Genomic DNA, 16406 nt, shown 5'->3' on the forward strand with positions numbered 1-16406 from the left:
TCAATCAGCGCCGAGGTTTTCGTCTTCGGTGCTTTGTGTATTTCCGCTGCGGCTCGGCTGCTTCTCAGCGTCCGGCTTGCCGCCGGTAATACCGCTACGGGCGTCTTCCGGGCGCCCTGGCAAGCCGCGTGCGTCTTCCTTGGAATCGCGGGTGGGCCATTTATCGGTGATGGGGGTGTCTTTCATCGGAGGTCTCCTCGACGTTTTCGAACCGTAAGCGTTCGAGAACGCCGAGGCGCCGAGAGTTCGCCCGGGATGGCCGGTTATTCGTAAAACGGCTCGACGGTCACCCGTTCGCCCGCGAAGAAGCTGTCGGCCACCAGCCGCAGCGGCTGGGTGTCCATGTCGCGCGCGCCGGCGTCGATCAACTGATGGAAATGTCGGTAAAGGGCCGGGTACTCGCCCTCCTCCGACAGCGCCTGGGCCACACCATCGATGCTGAGGCTGGCGCCGCCGTGGTCCAGGCGCAACACGGCGTTATCCGCTTCCAGCTCAATGCGCCAGAGCTCGTTATGGTCATGGTCGAAATCCAGATCCACGCTCACTGGCAGCCCTTGGGCATTGGTGAGCGAGAGCGTGGCGGCAATGGGCGACTGGCAGTTCTGGGGCACCCGCAGTTCAGCCTTGCTCACGAACAACGGTGAAGGCAGCAGCTCTGTGACGATAGACAGCGCGTTGATTCCCGGATCGAACACCCCCAGGCCACCGGCTTGCCAGATCCATGTTTGGCCGGGGTGCCACTTGCGCACGCTCTCCTTCCATTCCACCCGCACGGCGTTGAGGTTGCGCCCCGCCAGCCAGGCACGGGCCGCTTCCACACCCGGGGCGAACCGCGAGTGCCAGGCGAACAACCCGCCTACCCCCACGCTCGCCGCTTGCTCGACCAGCGCCATGGCTTCGCCGAGGCTGGCGCAAGGCGGCTTTTCAACCAATACGTGTTTGCCTGCGGCCAAGGCCTCGCGCACCAAGCCATACCGGCCTTGGGGCGGGGTGCAAAAGGCGATGGCGTCCAGTTCGGGCAATTCGCGGAGCATGTCGCCCAGCGAGCTGAAATTGGCCACGCCCGGGCACGGTTGCCCTTGGGTGGCGACCGCTACCAGGGAAAACGCCGGGTTGGCCTGGATCGCCGGCACGTGCTGATCCTGCGCAATCTTCCCGTACCCCACCAAGCCAAGACGAATCGGCTGCATCGAACACTCCTGTTTTGTTGTTGTAGAAGGCCTTCACCTGTTGGAATCCTCTAATCCTGTAGGAAGCGGCGGGGCCGGCCATCCGGCGCCAGCTCGCGAAAAAAATGACTATTCGCGAGCTGGCGCCGGATGGCCGGCCCCGCCGCTTCCTACAAAGGTACGCAGTTAGCGCTCAGAAAGGCTTTGTTCCTGACAGATCAAGCGAAGCGTCGATGGTAGTCGGTCTTTGCAACAATTGCCGCCACTTCCAACTTCAATACCGTGGCTTCACCGCTTTCCAATCGCTCTTGTAGCGCTGCATCTGGCGTACGTCGTCGCGCTGGCGGATGCCGCAGCTGAGGAATTGATCGTGCAGCTTGGCCAGTTGCTCATGGTCCAGCTCAACGCCAAGGCCGGGCGCGCGGGTGATGGCCATGCAGCCGTCTTCGATGGCCAGCTTGCCGCCCTTGATCACCTCCTCGTCGGGCTCCTGCCAAGGGTAGTGGGTATCGCACGCGTAGCCCAGGTTCGGCGTGGCGGCGGCCACGTGGGTCATTGCCATGAGGCTGATGCCCAGGTGGGAGTTGGAGTGCATGGACACGCCCAGGCCAAAGGTGTCACACATTTTGGCCAGTATCTGGGTATCGCGCAGGCCGCCCCAGTAATGATGGTCGGCCAGTACGATCTGCACGCTGTTCAGGGCCACGCTGCGGCGGAACTCGTCGAAATCGGTCACTACCATGTTGGTCGCCAGCGGCAAGCCGGTGCGGCGGTGCAGTTCGGCCATGCCGTCCAGGCCGGGGGTTGGGTCTTCGTAATATTGCAGGTCGTCACCCAGCAGCTCGGCCATGCGGATGGCCGTGTCCAGCGACCAGTTGCCGTTGGGGTCGATGCGCAGCGGATGGTCGGGGAAGGCGCGTTTCAGCGCCTTGATGCAGGCCACTTCGTGTTCAGGCTCCAATGCGCCCGCCTTCAGCTTGATGCTCTTGAACCCATGGGCTTCGATCATCCGAGCGGCTTGCGCCACGATCTGTGTTTCGCTCAGCGCTTCGCCCCAGTTGTCTGCCGGATAGGGCGAATCCACATGCTGGCCGTACTTGAAGAACAGGTAGGCACTAAACGGCACGCGGTCGCGCAGCGCCCCGCCCAGCAGGTCCACCAACGGCACATTCAACGAGCGCGCCTGCAGGTCGAGGAAGGCCACCTCGAATGCCGAATAGGCGTTGCTCACAGCCTTGCTGGCGTGGGAGCCGGGCGCCAGTTCGGCCCCTGCCACGCTCGCTGGCTTGTGCGCCGCCACCGCGGCCTGCACTACCTGGCGCAGAGCGTTGAGGTTGAACGGGTCCAGCCCGATGAGTTGCGCTTGTACGGCCTGCTGGATCGCCAGCGCGGGGGCATCGCCGTAGCTTTCGCCCAGTCCGATATAGCCGTTGTCGCTTTCCACTTCGATGATCGAGCGCAACGCATAGGGCTCATGAATGCCGCTGGCATTGAGCAGCGGTGGGTCGCGGAAAGCAATCGGAGTAACGGTTACGCGGATGATCTTCAAGGTCGAGGCTCCCGGTTCAAAAGGTTGATAGCCGCGTCAGGCGGTCACGGGCGAAGGCTTGCCGCCGCCCAATTGTTGTTTGCCGGCACCCGGTTTGCCTCGGGCGAACATCACCACCACGGCCGCCAGCACCGAGGTAATGGCCAGCCCATACATGCCGCCCTGGATCGAGCCGGTGGTCTGTTCCAGGAACCCGAACGCCGTAGGGGCCACGAAGCCGCCGAGGTTGCCGATGGAGTTGATCAGCGCGATGACCGCCGCGGCGATACGGGCATCCAGATAGCCCTGCGGCAACGGCCAGAACAGCGCCGAGGCGGCCTTGAAACCAATGGCCGCGAAGCAGATGGCAACGAAGGCGAACACCGGCCCGCCCGTGGTGGACATGAACATCCCCAGCGCCGCGATCAGTAGCGTAAGCGCGCACCAGGCTTGCTGATGGCGCCACTTGGCGGCGAGCGCAGCAAAGCCATACATGGCGACGATGGAAATGAGCCAGGGAATGGAATTGAGCAAGCCGACTTCGAAGTCCCCCAGGCTGCCCATTTTCTTGATCATGCTGGGCAGCCAGAAGGTGGCGCCGTAGATGGTCAGGGCTACAGAGAAGTAGATGAAGCAAAACAGCACGATCTGCCGGTCTGCCAGTAGGCGAACGATCGACGGCCGCCCTCCCCGCTCGGCTTCACGCGCGGCCTGTTCGGCGGCGATGGCGCTGGTGAGGGCTTGCTGCTCCTCAAGGGTGAGCCACTTGGCTTCCCGGGGGTGAGATTGCAAATGCAGCCACACGAACCCGCACAGCACCACCGAGGCAAAACCTTCGATGAGGAACATCCATTGCCAGCTGTGCAGCATCGGCAAGCCGAGGCTCAACAGGCCACCGGACACTGGCCCGGAAATGACCGAAGCGATGGCCGAGCCGCTCAGGAACACGGCCATGGCCTTGCCACGCTCGGCCGCCGGTAGCCATTGGGTGAAGTAATAGATGATGCCAGGGAAGAAGCCCGCTTCGGCGGCACCGAGGATAAAACGCAGCACGTAGAAGCTGGTTTCGCCTTTCACGAAGGCCATGGCCATGGCCGCCACACCCCAGGTGAGCATGATGCGCGCCAGCCAGGCGCGGGCGCCGTAACGCTGCAGCAGCATGTTGGACGGCACTTCGAACAAGGCGTACCCGATGAAAAACAACCCGGCGCCCAGGCCGTAGGCGGCTGCGCCGATACCCAGGTCGGCTTCCATGTGGCTGCGCACGAAGCCGATGTTGACGCGGTCGATGTAGTTGACGATGAACATCACCACGAACAGTGGCAACACGTGGCGCTTGACCTTGCTCGCCGCCCGGGCGAGCACGTCCGCCTGCACGGCGCTTTGGGGCTGGTTCACTGGGCATCTCCCGCTATTGTTTTTTTGGGTCGGCCGCATCCTGCTGGATACACCCCGATGATGGACGCCCGTATTGTTGCGGTCTAATCTAGTTTGGCTCTCGATTGATACCCGGAATGAATCAGTGTTTGAACTCGCTCAGCTTCGCTGCTTCACCGCTGTAGCCACGGAACTCAACTTTCGCCGCGCGGCGGAGCGCTTGAACATGACCCAGCCCCCGCTCAGCCGGCAGATCCAGCTGCTCGAGCATCAACTGGGCGTGGCGCTGCTGACCCGCAATACCCGAACGGTGGCACTGACGGCGGCCGGCCGGGCATTTTTTCTGGAAGCACAGAACCTGCTGGAGCGCGCCGAAATGGCGGCCGTTTCCGCACGGCGCTTTGCCGCCGGGGATATCGGGTCGGTGAGTGTGGGGTTCGTGGGCAGCGCGGTGTACGAATTTCTGCCCAAGGTGATCGCCGAGGCACGGGTACAACAGCCTCATGTGAACATCGCCCTCACGGAGATGAACACCGCACAACAGCAGGAAGCCTTGCGGGCCCGCCGCCTGGACCTGGGCATTGCACGCGCGCCGCTGCCCGAGCCAGGGTTTTGCAGCGAACGGCTGGTGCGCGAGCCGTTCGTGCTGGCGGTGAACGCGGCGCACCCCCTTGCCAAACAAGCTCGGGTAGAGATCACTAACCTGCAAGGGCAGCCGTTTCTGATGTACTCCCACGCCGCCTATGCCCCGTTCAATGAACTGCTCACCGGCATGTTTCGTTCGGCTGGGGTGACGCCGGATTACGTACAATGGCTGGGCTCGTCATTGACCATACTGGCCTTGGTGAACGCCGGCCTTGGGTTGGCCTTCGTGCCCCGCTGCGCCACCAATGTGGTGTTCAAGGACGTGGTGTTCCACGAGATGGAACTGGGTGAGGGGGTGCAGAGCGAGCTGCACCTGATCTGGCGGGAGGACAACGACAACCCCGCGTGCGGCATGTTGATACAGGCCATACGCGGGGCGGTTTGAAGCACCCCGGCGCCCTTATTCGCGGACCTTGTGGGAAGTGGCGGGGAGCCAAGGCTTACAACGAGAAGCGCTTCACCAGGCCGTTGAGGTCGGTCGCCAGCCGTGCCAGTTCGTGGGTGGCAACGCTGGTTTGCTGGGCGCCAGTGGCGGTTTGTACCGACAAGTCGCGGATGCTCACCAGACTGCGGTCCACTTCACGGGCCACCTGGGCCTGCTCTTCCGAGGCGCTGGCGATCAGCAGGTTGCGGTCGTTGATACTCGCCACGGCTTCGGTAATTGCGCCAAGGGCCTGGCCGGCGGCATTGGCCTTGTCCATGGTGGTGCGGGCGCGCTCGGCGCTGTGCTGCAAGGCGTCTACAGTCAGCCCGGTGCCTTGCTGGATGCTACCGATCATGTTCTCGATTTCACGGGTGGATTCGCCCGTACGGTGAGCCAGTGCACGCACTTCATCGGCCACCACGGCAAAGCCGCGCCCGGCGTCGCCGGCACGCGCCGCTTCGATCGCGGCGTTGAGGGCCAGCAGGTTGGTTTGTTCGGCGACCGCGCGGATCACGTCCAGCACCGTGCTGATGCTACGGGTTTGGGTAGCCAGTGCCGCGGCGCGCTCGGAGGCGCTCATCACGTCGTCAGTGAGCGACTGGATGGAGGCAATGGCGTCGGTCAACTGCACCCGCCCTTGCTCGGCCGATCGGCTGGAAGCCTGAGACGCTTCAGAGGTGGACACCGCGTTGGTGGCGACCTCTTCCACGGCGGCGGTCATCTGGTTCACCGCCGTGGCGGCCTGTTCGATCTCGTCGTTCTGGCGCTGCATGCCACGGGTGCTCTCTTCCATCACCGCGCTCATTTCCTCGGCAGCGGCGGACAGCTGCTGAGCCGATTCGCCAATCTGGCCAATGGTCTGGCGCAGGTTGGCTTGCATGGTGCCAAGAGCGGCAAACAGTTGCGTGGCTTCATCATCGCCTTCGCGCTGGATGGTGCCGCTGAGGTTGCCCTGAGCAATGCCATCCGCAAAGCCGACCGCCTGGCGGATCGGCGTAATGATGCTGCGCGTGAGCGTAAGGGCCAGTACCAGCGTGGCAGCCAGCGCGGCGATGATGGCGCCGATGATCACGCTGCGTGCGCTGCTGTAGGTGTCATCCGAATAGGCGGCTGCGTGGGTGGCGCCCGCCTGGTTGAAATCGCGAAGGGCCGACAGTTTTTCGTTCAGCACCGGGCCCAGGCCGGAGAGCGCCTGGTTGATCGGGCCCATCACACTCTCGGGTGCGCTGGCTGCGATGGAGCGCTGGCGCTCATCGAGCTTGCTGGCGTACTGGCTGAAAGTGTCCCGCGCCGCGTTGAACACCTGACGTTCCTCAGGGCTTGCAATCAACGCTTCGTATTGCTGCAACAACCGCTTGATGTCCTGGATGGACGCAGCCACCAGCTCATCGCTCTTGCGGTAGGTCTCCGGGTCCTTGAAAGCCAGCTGGCGCAGGGATTCCACGCGGATGCGGGCGAAGCTCAGCGCGATGTTATCGGCGGTCGCCTGGCTCTGCATCCAATGGTTCTCGACGGTCGCGCCCGAGGCACGGATCGCGGCCATCTTCATCAGGCTGAAGGCGCCAACGGCGGCCAGCAACAACGCCACCAAGGCGAAAAACAGCAAGGTACGGTGGGCAATCTTTATTTTTCTGAGCATGGCAAGGGTCCGAGGTAGGCGGCGGGCACGCGGGCAGGTTTCCAGTGCTTCGTATATCGGCCTCCCACCGTCGAACTTTAGCCACAGGCCCAAGCCATGCCTTAATTGGGCAACAGCTCCACGCCCCACTCGCTGCGCACCAGCCGCAGGTATGCCGCCCTGGCCGCCGGGGTGAGATTGTGCGCGTAGAGCTCGGCCACTTGCGTGCGTATACCGGGGATGGTCTGGTTGATGCCCGCGATCACCGCGCGGCCCAGGTCACTGTTGGAGCATGCGAAATAGCCATACATAAAGGCCGGCGCGCCCTTGAGTGGGTAGGCACGAAGCGCCAGCGGCGTGGCCTTGGGCTGCTTTTGCAGGTAGTTGATCTCGCTGGGGTAGGCCAGTATGCCGTCCAGCCCGTGCTCGTGAGCGGCCATCATGCTCACCAGGCCGCCGAGCTGGTCCTTGGAGTAACGCCGGAACACCGACGGGCTGTCCTTGTAGGTGTCTATGACAGGGTCCACCGAAGCGCCATATCGCCTGCCGCCCAGTATGCCAAGGCGGAAAGTACCCGCCGCCAGCAGGCCGGCAAGGTCCACGGCGCTGTCCGTTGCGGGGGGCTGTGAATGGTCGGCCGGGACGAACAGCTGAATGGGCAGCATCATCAGGTAAGGCTCGCTGAATACCATGAACCGTTCACGCGCAGCCGTTTTCAGAAAGCCGGCGAAGCACACGTCGCCGCGGGTTTTCATTTCCTGCTCGATCCGCTGGTAATTGGGCGGGACCGCCTGAAGCTGATGCTCGTAATTGCCAAGCCTGCTCACGGCGATGCCCTGAGCGTAATCGCCTACGCCGTGCTCAGGACCGGTGACCATGAACAGCGGGGGGAAATCCACGGTCATCCAACGCACGGTGGGCTTGACGCCGCTCACTCCCGTAGCCAAGGCGGTGCCCTGCACCAGGGCAAAGGCCAGCGGCAGCAGACGACGCTTACAACGCATTCGGTTCGGTCCCAGGCAGTGATGTAGCTTTGAAGCCTAGGCGCGGTTGCCGGCAAACACCACTTTTGGTAACAGGGATAAAGCTTCATGTAACGGGGCCGATACGCTTGCACGCCGCCCTGCGCCTTGACGATCGCGCCAGGCATCTGGGCAGGCGGCCACCCCGGACGGAATACTATAAATGCCCGAAGTCCCCACTCATTACGCCAACCTGCGGGTGGCGCGCAACGCCCCGCCGGAAGTCATCCGTGCCGCGTACAAGGCGCTGATGCAGAAGCATCACCCAGACCGAAACCCGGGAGATACCGACGCGGAACGGATTGTGCGACTGATCAACGAGGCGTACTCCGTGCTCAACGACCCCGAGCAGCGGGCGCGGCACGATGCATGGATCGCTTCGCAAAAGGAACAGCGCCTGCGTACGCAGCTGGCACAACTGGGGGCACCCGGCAAAGCCACCGTCAAGCCAGCTTCTCCCACCCCTCGCCGCGTTTGGGTTGGCCTTGCGCTGGTACTGGCGTTCGCCTTGGGTGTGGGATTGGCCAGCCAGTTCACCAGCCAGGCCAAGCCGCCCGCTACCGTTTCATGGCGGCGCTGAACTGCCTGACACTTTCGGGAATTATCGCTTCAGGCGTGAGTCTATGAACATTACCCGGTGTTCCCAGCGACTTGGGAGCCTAACTTAACGCTGATTCGCAGCGGTAACGAGGAGCCTCCATATGCCGACGCCTCATCTTGACGACCTCCATGCACCGACCTGGCGCCATATGCTCGAAGGCGTCAACAAGGCCGCAGACTACGTAGAGATCCGTGAGAGCGCGGCCAAGGCGACGGGTTACCTGCGGTGCCTCACGGACTTCGGCCTGGTGAACCTGGGCCAGCGCAAGGCCATGGCCGAGCGGATCGATACCGTTTCCACCCAACGGCTGGAGGCCCTGCGCCGGGCGGCGTCGGGTTCGGCCGACCCTTGGTGATAGTGGCCCTTCGCCCAACTTTCGTTAGAGAATGCACACAAGTCATAAGTTCTGTAACGGATCCAACACGTTCAACTAGCGGATCCACAATTAGTTGAACTTCGGGTTACTTTTTTAATAAAGAACCGCTTGGCTACGCCGATACGTCCCATAGCAAAAGGGGACATAAGCCATGCCACATTACAATCACACCACCGCTTCATCTCGCACACCCGCTGCATTTTTCCGCGCCGACCGCGCGCTGCTCGCTGCTGCCTGCGCCGCCATCTGTGGATGGGCGGTATCGCTGGCCTGGTTGTGGATGGCGTGATCCCTGTAAAACCTACGTCAGAACGTTTGTCCCAGTGAGAACTGGAACACCTGGGTTTCGGCGCCGTCGGGCTTTTTGATCGGCAGCGCCAAGCTGAAGCTCAGCGGGCCCAGCCCTGAATACCAGGTCACGCCCACGCCCAGGGACGCGGCCATTTCGCTGAAGTCCACCCCACCGCAACTGCCCGTCGTCGCCAGGTAGCACTTGCTGCTGAACACGCTGCCGCCGTCCATGAACAGGCTGGTACGCACCGACTTCTGGTCCTTGATGAATGGCAGTGGGAACAGGTACTCCACCCCGCCGGTAATCATGATGTTACCGCCCAGCGCATCGGTGTCGCGGTCGCTGTAGTACGCCTGCCCCATGCTGCTGTAGGCACCGGTTGCCGGGGTGCTGCGCGCGCCCAGGGTACTGTCCTTGAAACCGCGCACCGAGTTCAGGCCACCGGCCAGGTAGTTCTCGTAGAACGGCAGCCCGTCGGTGCCGCCGTAGCCGCCGCCATATCCGAGCTTGGTGTGGAACCGAATAGCCTGGCTATCCCCCACTGGCGCGAACACCTGGCCCGAGTAGTCGAGCTTGTAGAACTGCAGGTCGCTGCCCGGGAGGGTGGCCATCAGGCTTACGTTCTGGGAATAGCCCTTGGTGGGCAGCGTGCCTCGGTTCAATGCCGACTGGGACCAGCCCACGGTGGCCTTGAAGTTGGTGAACTCGGTCCCCTCGCGCTGCACAAAGTCGTACAGCTCGTCGGCGCTATAGGTGCCCAGTTCGATGGAGTCGTGCTGTACGGACAGGCCATAGGTCAGGCGCGAGGTTTCGCTGATCGGGTAGCCCAGGGTGATACCGGTGCCCAGGCTGTTGATCGAGTAGTACGAAACGTCGTCATCGTCGTAGAGCTTGCTGTAGTCGGTGCTCTTGTAGAACACGTTGTAGCCCAGGCTCACCCCGTCTGGCGTGAAGTAGGGGTTGGTGAAGCCAAAGTTATAACTGCTCTGGTACTCCGACCGGGTAAGCCCGATGCTCACCTGGTTACCGCTACCCAGGAAGTTGCTCTGGCTGATCGAACCACCCAGGATCAGCCCCGCGCTCTGGGCGAAGCCCACGCTGGCGGTGATCGAGCCGGACGGTTGTTCTTCCACGGTGTAGTTCACGTCCACCTGGTCGTCGGTGCCAGGCACCGCCGGGGTTTCGACGTTCACTTCCTTGAAGTAGCCCAGGCGCTCCAGGCGGGTCTTGGACTGGTCGATCAGGTAGGTCGAAGCCCAGCCGCCTTCCATCTGGCGCATTTCACGGCGCAGCACTTCGTCTTCGGTCTTGGTGTTGCCGCGGAAGTTCACGCGGTTCACATAGGCGCGCTTGCCCGGGTCCACCATGAAGGTGATGTCCACGGTGTGGTCGTCGTCGTGGGGCTGCGGCACGCCGTTGACGTTGGCGAAGGTGTAGCCCTCGTTGCCCAGGCGGCGGGTGATCAGGTCGGAGGTGGAGGTCATCACCTTGCGCGAGAACACCTGGCCGGGCTTGACCAGCAGCAGGTTCTGGATCTGGTCCTCGGGCACCTTGAGGTCGCCGCTGAGCTTGACGTCGCGAACCTTGTACTTCTCGCCTTCGTTCACGTTCACGGTGATGTAGACGTGCTTCTTGTCCGGGGTGATCGACACCTGGGTGGAGGCGATGTCCATGTTGATGTAGCCGCGGTCCAGGTAGTACGAGCGCAGGCGCTCGAGGTCACCGGACAGTTTTTCGCGGGCATACTTGTCGTCGTTCTTGAAGAACGACAGCCAGTTGGTGGTCTTGAGCTCGAACAGGTCGACCAGGTCTTCCTCGGCGAAGACGGTGTTGCCCACCACGTTGATGTGCTGGATGGCCGCGACCGTGCCTTCGTTGATCTTGATCTTCAGGCCCACGCGGTTGCGCGGCTGGGTCACCACTTCGGTGTCCACGGTGGCCGAGTAGCGGCCCTGGGCCACGTACTGGCGCTGCAGCTCGTTGCGCACGCCTTCGAGCGTGGCGCGCTGGAAGATCTCGCCTTCGGCCAGGCCGGACTGTTTCAGGCCCTTGAGCAGGTCTTCGGTGGAGATGGCCTTGTTGCCTTCGATCTCGATGCTGGCGACCGACGGCCGCTCCACCACGTTGATCACCAGGACGTTGCCGTCTCGGCCCAGCTGAATGTCCTGGAAGAAACCGGTCTTGAACAGCGCGCGCGTGGAATCCACCAGCTTGCGGTCATCGGCCTGCTCGCCCACGTTCAGGGGCAGGGCGCCAAAGACGCTGCCGGCGGATACCCGCTGCAGGCCGTTGACGCGAATATCGGAGATGGTGAAGGACTCGGCGTGGGCGGTACCGGCAAACAGCACGGCCGCCACCAGGGGCAACAGCGAGACGCAGCGCATACGAGTTTATATCCAGTTGGCACACTCCCCTCTCAGCCCGGACATGTCCGGAACAGCCGATAAGGAGCAAAGTTTCGTCACCGCCATGCGGTGTACGCTGTTATCAAGCGGCGAACAGCTTACTGCACTCACCTACAGGTGAACTTGTCGGGTTTGTTGGCCCGCGTACAAAGCGCAATACAATCAACCAGTCAATGTTGATAAATAACCGTCGGCTCACCGACTGCGGTTGAAACAGACGCGCAGGTGAAGTAACTGTCACCTTCACAGGTGTGAATTTCATATTCCGGCTTGCCGCCCTTCGCCTCGCCTGTGCCGTCGTACCTGAGCACCCTGGTCACCTCCTGAAACCTCAGCGTTCCGGTACCGTTGTGCGAGGGGCCGGTGAGCACGCTTACTCGCCGAAACCAGCCCGAGCCTGCCTGGGCCTGGCTGAAACTGTGCAACATGGCTTCGAAGCGCTCCAGCCTGGAGAACGCCCATAGGGTTTGTTCGCCTTTTTGCTCGCCGCCTTCGCAGCCAGTGAACACGAACAGATTGATCGAGGGATCGTCTTCGCAGAAGAAGTCATACGGCAATAACCCGCCGACCATCTTGCTGCCCGGCACGAAGCCTTTTTTATGCACCAGAAACATTCGCTGCCCCATGACAATGCTGTCAAACAGATTAACCGGACAGATGAAACCACAGCAGAAGGCGAAATAACTATCTAGCGTTTATATTGGATCAAACCCGAACTGATACAAACGGGCACCGTGTAGCACGTTCAGATACCTCCTCGTATAAGGTGACGCTTATACGCCAGCAACTTCGATGTTTTTTACATTCTGCTACACAGCCTCGCCTTAAGTTCACCGCAGCGTTGCCGATACATCGGCATCGAGCTTTCTTGGGCTGCGTCTTGCGCCCGGCTCTCACTGCCCCTGCAAGGTATTTATGAAACTGACATTGGGAAAGAAGCTGGCGCTGTCTGCCAGCGCCGCGTTGCTGTTGGTGGGCATCAGCCTCACCGCCACCCATTACGTTGAGAGCAAGAACACCCTCGAAGCGTCCATTGCCGCACAAGTCAGCAACACTGGAAAGGTGTTCGCCGCCAACGTGAGCTATTGGCTCACCAGCAAACAGCTGGCCATGGCATCGGTAACAGCCACGGGCAACCCTGCCGACCTTCCCCTGCAGCTCGAACAGGCGAAGGTCGCCGGTGGCTTCGACAACGTGTTCCTGGCTCGCCCGGACGGCTCGCAGATCAACGCCAACCACGTAAGCCTGCCCGCCGACAACAACGACCCACGTCGCTGGAAGTGGTACCAGCAAGCCATGATCAACCCGGGCGAGGTGTACTTCTCCACGCCTTCGATCGCCGCCGCCACCCAGAGCTTCGTGCTGTCGCTGGGCAAGGTCCTGAGCTACAACGGCGAAACCCTCGGTGTGCTCGGCGCCGATGTGAGCATGAGCGAAATTCTTGGCCAGCTTAAGCAAATCAAGCTGCCGGGCAACGGCTCGGCGTTCTTTGTGGACCGCAATGGCACCATCCTCGGCCATACCGACCAGGGCGTGCTGGACAAGCCGGTGACCAGCCTGTACCCGGCGCTGACCTCGGCGAACCTCGACGCGCTCTCGGGCAGCGACGGTGCCCGCTTCCTGCTCACCGACCGTGGCGAACGGCTGTATGTGGCGCCGATCAACCATCAGCACCAGAAACTGATCATGGTGCTGGACCACGAGGCCCTGCTCGCACCGCTGCGCACCAGCCTCTGGGTAGCGCTCGGCACCTTGGCGGTGATCCTGGTGATCTCGCTGCTGGTAGTGAACGCCTTGTGCGTATGGTTGTTGCGGCCACTGGGTGCCATGTCGCAAGGCCTGCAAGTGATTGCCAGCGGCGACGGCGACCTCACCCAGCGCATCGCCCTGCAATCGCGCGACGAAGTGGGCGAGCTGGGCCAGCACTTCAACCAGTTCGTGGGCAGCCTGCACACCCTGATTGGCCATGTGCGCCAGCAGGCGGTGGACATCGACCAAGAGTCGACCAAGGTACTGGACCGCAGCAGCGATTCGGCGCGAAGCCTGGGCCAGCTGCAGGAAGAGCTTACGCTGGTGGCCACGGCCGTGACTGAAATGGCCAGTGCTACCCAGGAAATCGCCGGCAACGCCGAGCGCACCGCAAGCTCCGCCCAGCAATCTTCGGCCAGCAGCCTGAAAGGGCTGGAACTGGTGCGTAAAACCCAGGGTTCCATCGGTGACCTCTCAGGCGAGATCAATGCCGCCACTGCGGTGGTGAACGAGCTGAGCGAGTATTCACAGTCCATCAGCAGCGTGCTCACCAGCATCCAGGGCATTGCCGAGCAAACCAACCTGCTGGCGCTCAACGCGGCCATCGAAGCGGCGCGCGCCGGCGAACAGGGCCGTGGCTTTGCCGTGGTCGCGGACGAAGTGCGAATGCTGTCCCAGCGCACCCAGGAGTCGACCAAGTCGATCCAGAGCACAGTGGGCAATATCCAGCGCATTACCCAGGATGCAGTGAACCGCATGGCCAGCAGCACCGGCCTTGCCGAGCGCAGCGTGGCCGACGCGCAACTGGCCTGCGCATCGCTGGAGGCGATCACCGCTTCGGCCGACGAGATCTCGGGCATGTCCCAGCAGATCGCTTCGGCTGCGGAGGAGCAGTCTTCGGTGACAGAAGAAATCACCCGCAACGTGGTCACCATCCAGACCCTGGGCGAAGACCTGGTAGACATCGCGCAGAGCGCCGAACATCAAGCGCGCTTGCTTCAAGAGCGCGCTGGGGACCTGAACGGCAAGGTGGCGCGGTTTATTCTGTAAGGCCGTTTGGCGAGGCGCCTTGTGGGACCGGGCATAGCCCGGGAAGGGTTCGGAACGGGCGTGGCATCAAGCTCAACACCCCATCCCGGGACAACCGATACCGGTCGAAATCCGCCGCCAGCACGAGGTTGCCGCCGTATGCGGCGGTGGCCTCCTGGCGCAGGTCCTCGATGGACAGCCCCTGCCGGGGGCTGGCCTGGTAGCGCGGGCTGAAGTGGGTGAGCACCAGGTTAGGCACTTGTACCTGTTCGACAAAGGCGGCAACCGCTGCGGCGCTGCTGTGCCCGTGATGGGTTTTGCCCTTCGCGACCTCGGCGGTATAGGTTGCCTCATGCACCAGCACCTGGGCGCCCACACAGGCCTCGGCCAGGCGTTGCGGCTCACTGTTATCGCCCGCTACCACGATGCACTGAGTGGGTTGGTCGAAATGAACATAGTCAGCGCTGTGTAACACGCGCCCCTGGTACTCGACGCTGCCGCCACGCATCAACGCGCCCCAGGCGGGGCCCCGCTCGATACCGTCGGCCAGCAGCTTATCGCGCTCGAGCCGTGGCTGCTGCGCGTGCGCTGTGAGCCGGTAGGCATACGACGGCACCCGATGGGCCAGTACCGCAGCACTTACCACCACTTCAGCATCGCGCCATTGCACGCCGTCCACCAAGGTTTCGGTGGCGTGGAAGCGCAGCTCGAACGGCAGCCAGGTTTCGGTGAGCTGAAAGGTGGCCCGCAGCCACGTTTCGATACCGTCAGGCGCAATGATATCCAGCGGTCGGGTTCGCCCCTGCAGCCCGGCGCTGGCCAGCAGGCCAGGTAGCCCATAGCAATGGTCCCCATGGACGTGGGTGATGAATATTCCGGCCAACCCCTGCAAAGACAGCGGTGTACGCAACACCCGATGTTGGGTGCCTTCGCCGCAATCCACCAGGTACCAGCCCTTGCCTTGCCCTGCCAGCACTGCCAGCCCGCTGACGTTGCGCGCGCGGGTTGGCGTGCCGGACGAGGTACCCAGAAACAGCAGTTCCATGCGCAAGCTCCCGCGCAAAAACAACAGTATGCCACCGGCTGCCGGAGGCTCGGGGTGTACCGCCGAAAACCACCTATAGTGACACTATGACTACCGTCACCTTTCGCTTCTATGCGCACCTCGAGGGCTTTCTGCCCAGCCAGCGCCGTGGCCGTGCGTTCGCGTGCGCCTGCCCGCCCCTGGCCACGGCGCGCCATATGATCGAAGCGCTGGGTGTTCCGCACACCGAGGTTGCACTGTTGCTGGTCGATGGACAGTCCGTAGGGCTCGATCAACGCCTGCAGGGAGAAGAGCGGGTGACCGTATACCCCAAGTTCGAGCAGTTGGACATCAGCCCCATCACCCCCTTGCGACAATCGCCGGCGGGCCCTCCCCGCTTCGTTGCCGACGCGCATCTGGGTGGCCTTGCCAGGCTGCTGCGCATGGCGGGCTTCGATACGCTGTTCGACAACGCCGGGGCAGATGCCACCCTGGCCGCCACCGCGCGACGCGAGGCGCGCATCTTGTTGACCCGCGACCGGGACCTGCTCAAGCACCGTGCCGTGGCACATGGTTGTTATGTACATACCCTCAAGCCGACCGCCCAACTGCGTGAGCTGTATGACCGCCTGGACCTTCACGCCAGCGCTCAACCTTTCAGCCTTTGCCTGAACTGCAATGCCGCCTTGCGGGAAGTGAACCGGCAGGACGTGCTCGACCGGCTGCCGCCCCGTGTGCGAGAGCGGCAGCAACGCTTCCTCACCTGCCTGCACTGCCAGCGGCTGTACTGGGAGGGTTCGCATTGGCGGCGGATGAACGCGCTGTTGGCTTCGCTTACGGAGCCTGGATGACTCGATGTTTCGTATCCACCACCTTTACCTGCCTTTACAGACCCTTTACCGCCATCGGGTGTAGAGTTTCCCTCTCAGCAACGTTGGCTCACCTGTGACTACCGCCATGAGCAGAATCGATCCCGTCTCCACTGTCGCCGCCGCCTTTCTCCTGTTGTTGATCGCCCTCACCTCCTGGGCTCGCGCTGAACTACCCGGTGCCACGCTGGCCTGGCTCGGAGGCCCGGTGATGGAGGTGACTGCCTCTTGTGTGCGCTCCGAGGGCAACCGCCACCTACCCGCCGCCTGCTGAAGGC

16 protein-coding genes and 1 pseudogene are annotated in these 16406 nt (G+C 62.6%); 8 read left to right on the forward strand and 9 right to left on the reverse strand.

All coding sequences use genetic code 11. From position 1 onward, the window contains the following. The 4 genes from AC3Z8Y_RS13235 to AC3Z8Y_RS13250 form a co-directional block, all read right to left on the reverse strand. Positions 1-186: a hypothetical protein gene (locus AC3Z8Y_RS13235; protein ID WP_490086176.1), complete on the reverse strand. Its 186-nt coding sequence runs from the start codon at positions 184-186 to the stop codon at positions 1-3. 77 nt (positions 187-263) lie between these two features. After that, on the reverse strand, positions 264-1190 hold the full coding sequence (locus AC3Z8Y_RS13240) for a Gfo/Idh/MocA family protein (protein ID WP_490086177.1): 927 nt from the start codon (positions 1188-1190) through the stop codon (positions 264-266). 253 nt (positions 1191-1443) lie between these two features. Next, positions 1444-2718: a glucarate dehydratase family protein gene (locus AC3Z8Y_RS13245; protein ID WP_490086178.1), complete on the reverse strand. Its 1275-nt coding sequence runs from the start codon at positions 2716-2718 to the stop codon at positions 1444-1446. Positions 2719-2754: 36 nt separating this feature from the next. Next, entirely contained in the window at positions 2755-4095 is a 1341-nt protein-coding gene (locus AC3Z8Y_RS13250) for an MFS transporter (RefSeq protein WP_490086179.1), read from the reverse strand. A gap of 124 nt (positions 4096-4219) precedes the next feature. Between AC3Z8Y_RS13250 and AC3Z8Y_RS13255 the strand changes: the two genes are divergently transcribed. Beyond that, positions 4220-5104, forward strand: a complete 885-nt coding sequence (locus AC3Z8Y_RS13255; RefSeq protein ID WP_490086180.1) for a LysR family transcriptional regulator — start codon at positions 4220-4222, stop codon at positions 5102-5104. A 55-nt stretch (positions 5105-5159) separates the two neighbouring features. Here AC3Z8Y_RS13255 and AC3Z8Y_RS13260 read toward each other — a convergent pair whose 3' ends face one another. Together AC3Z8Y_RS13260 and AC3Z8Y_RS13265 are read right to left on the reverse strand one after the other, a co-directional pair. Further along, entirely contained in the window at positions 5160-6782 is a 1623-nt protein-coding gene (locus AC3Z8Y_RS13260; protein ID WP_490086181.1) for a methyl-accepting chemotaxis protein, read from the reverse strand. Between the two features lie 101 nt (positions 6783-6883). Continuing rightward, positions 6884-7765: a hypothetical protein gene (locus AC3Z8Y_RS13265; protein WP_490086182.1), complete on the reverse strand. Its 882-nt coding sequence runs from the start codon at positions 7763-7765 to the stop codon at positions 6884-6886. 181 nt (positions 7766-7946) lie between these two features. Between AC3Z8Y_RS13265 and AC3Z8Y_RS13270 the strand changes: the two genes are divergently transcribed. The 3 genes from AC3Z8Y_RS13270 (at position 7947) to AC3Z8Y_RS13280 (ending at position 9049) form a co-directional block, all read left to right on the forward strand. Further along, complete coding sequence (locus AC3Z8Y_RS13270; protein ID WP_490086183.1) at positions 7947-8363, forward strand: J domain-containing protein; 417 nt, start codon at positions 7947-7949, stop codon at positions 8361-8363. A 121-nt stretch (positions 8364-8484) separates the two neighbouring features. Further along, positions 8485-8739: a hypothetical protein gene (locus AC3Z8Y_RS13275; RefSeq protein ID WP_490086184.1), complete on the forward strand. Its 255-nt coding sequence runs from the start codon at positions 8485-8487 to the stop codon at positions 8737-8739. A 172-nt stretch (positions 8740-8911) separates the two neighbouring features. Continuing rightward, positions 8912-9049, forward strand: a complete 138-nt coding sequence (locus AC3Z8Y_RS13280; protein ID WP_181111785.1) for a hypothetical protein — start codon at positions 8912-8914, stop codon at positions 9047-9049. 17 nt (positions 9050-9066) lie between these two features. Here the strand turns inward: AC3Z8Y_RS13280 and bamA are convergent, their stop codons facing one another. Both bamA and AC3Z8Y_RS13290 read right to left on the reverse strand, forming a co-directional pair. After that, positions 9067-11436, reverse strand: a complete 2370-nt coding sequence (gene bamA, locus AC3Z8Y_RS13285) for an outer membrane protein assembly factor BamA (RefSeq protein WP_490086185.1) — start codon at positions 11434-11436, stop codon at positions 9067-9069. 191 nt (positions 11437-11627) lie between these two features. After that, positions 11628-12071, reverse strand: coding sequence for a hypothetical protein (locus AC3Z8Y_RS13290; RefSeq protein WP_490086186.1), 444 nt, complete (start codon positions 12069-12071; stop codon positions 11628-11630). Between the two features lie 301 nt (positions 12072-12372). On the opposite strand from AC3Z8Y_RS13290, the pseudogene AC3Z8Y_RS13295 reads away from it, so the two are divergent. Then, positions 12373-13398: pseudogene (locus AC3Z8Y_RS13295) on the forward strand (HAMP domain-containing protein); the annotation flags it as partial. A 144-nt stretch (positions 13399-13542) separates the two neighbouring features. Further along, on the forward strand, positions 13543-14256 hold the full coding sequence (locus AC3Z8Y_RS13300; protein ID WP_490089999.1) for a methyl-accepting chemotaxis protein: 714 nt from the start codon (positions 13543-13545) through the stop codon (positions 14254-14256). On the opposite strand, the gene AC3Z8Y_RS13305 is transcribed toward AC3Z8Y_RS13300, so the two are convergent. After that, on the reverse strand, positions 14246-15280 hold the full coding sequence (locus AC3Z8Y_RS13305) for a ribonuclease Z (protein ID WP_490086187.1): 1035 nt from the start codon (positions 15278-15280) through the stop codon (positions 14246-14248). The genes AC3Z8Y_RS13300 and AC3Z8Y_RS13305 overlap by 11 nt on opposite strands. An 86-nt stretch (positions 15281-15366) precedes the next feature. On the opposite strand from AC3Z8Y_RS13305, the gene AC3Z8Y_RS13310 reads away from it, so the two are divergent. Further along, entirely contained in the window at positions 15367-16110 is a 744-nt protein-coding gene (locus AC3Z8Y_RS13310) for a Mut7-C RNAse domain-containing protein (protein WP_181118386.1), read from the forward strand. 106 nt (positions 16111-16216) lie between these two features. Further along, positions 16217-16402, forward strand: a complete 186-nt coding sequence (locus AC3Z8Y_RS13315; protein ID WP_181118385.1) for a hypothetical protein — start codon at positions 16217-16219, stop codon at positions 16400-16402. Positions 16403-16406 lie beyond the last annotated feature (4 nt).

Source organism: Pseudomonas sp. 3MAES_34.3B, assembly GCF_058145875.1.

Excerpts from the sequence above, each read along its gene's own strand:
- bamA (WP_490086185.1), bottom strand. The coding sequence starts at position 11,436 with ATGCGCTGCGTCTCGCTGTTGCCCCTGGTGGCGGCCGTGCTGTTTGCC.
- AC3Z8Y_RS13265 (WP_490086182.1), bottom strand. The coding sequence starts at position 7,765 with ATGCGTTGTAAGCGTCGTCTGCTGCCGCTGGCCTTTGCCCTGGTGCAG.
- AC3Z8Y_RS13270 (WP_490086183.1), top strand. The coding sequence starts at position 7,947 with ATGCCCGAAGTCCCCACTCATTACGCCAACCTGCGGGTGGCGCGCAAC.
- AC3Z8Y_RS13235 (WP_490086176.1), bottom strand. The coding sequence starts at position 186 with ATGAAAGACACCCCCATCACCGATAAATGGCCCACCCGCGATTCCAAG.
- AC3Z8Y_RS13240 (WP_490086177.1), bottom strand. The coding sequence starts at position 1,190 with ATGCAGCCGATTCGTCTTGGCTTGGTGGGGTACGGGAAGATTGCGCAG.
- AC3Z8Y_RS13260 (WP_490086181.1), bottom strand. The coding sequence starts at position 6,782 with ATGCTCAGAAAAATAAAGATTGCCCACCGTACCTTGCTGTTTTTCGCC.
- AC3Z8Y_RS13315 (WP_181118385.1), top strand. The coding sequence starts at position 16,217 with ATGAGCAGAATCGATCCCGTCTCCACTGTCGCCGCCGCCTTTCTCCTG.
- AC3Z8Y_RS13290 (WP_490086186.1), bottom strand. The coding sequence starts at position 12,071 with ATGTTTCTGGTGCATAAAAAAGGCTTCGTGCCGGGCAGCAAGATGGTC.
- AC3Z8Y_RS13305 (WP_490086187.1), bottom strand. The coding sequence starts at position 15,280 with ATGGAACTGCTGTTTCTGGGTACCTCGTCCGGCACGCCAACCCGCGCG.
- AC3Z8Y_RS13275 (WP_490086184.1), top strand. The coding sequence starts at position 8,485 with ATGCCGACGCCTCATCTTGACGACCTCCATGCACCGACCTGGCGCCAT.
- AC3Z8Y_RS13280 (WP_181111785.1), top strand. The coding sequence starts at position 8,912 with ATGCCACATTACAATCACACCACCGCTTCATCTCGCACACCCGCTGCA.
- AC3Z8Y_RS13310 (WP_181118386.1), top strand. The coding sequence starts at position 15,367 with ATGACTACCGTCACCTTTCGCTTCTATGCGCACCTCGAGGGCTTTCTG.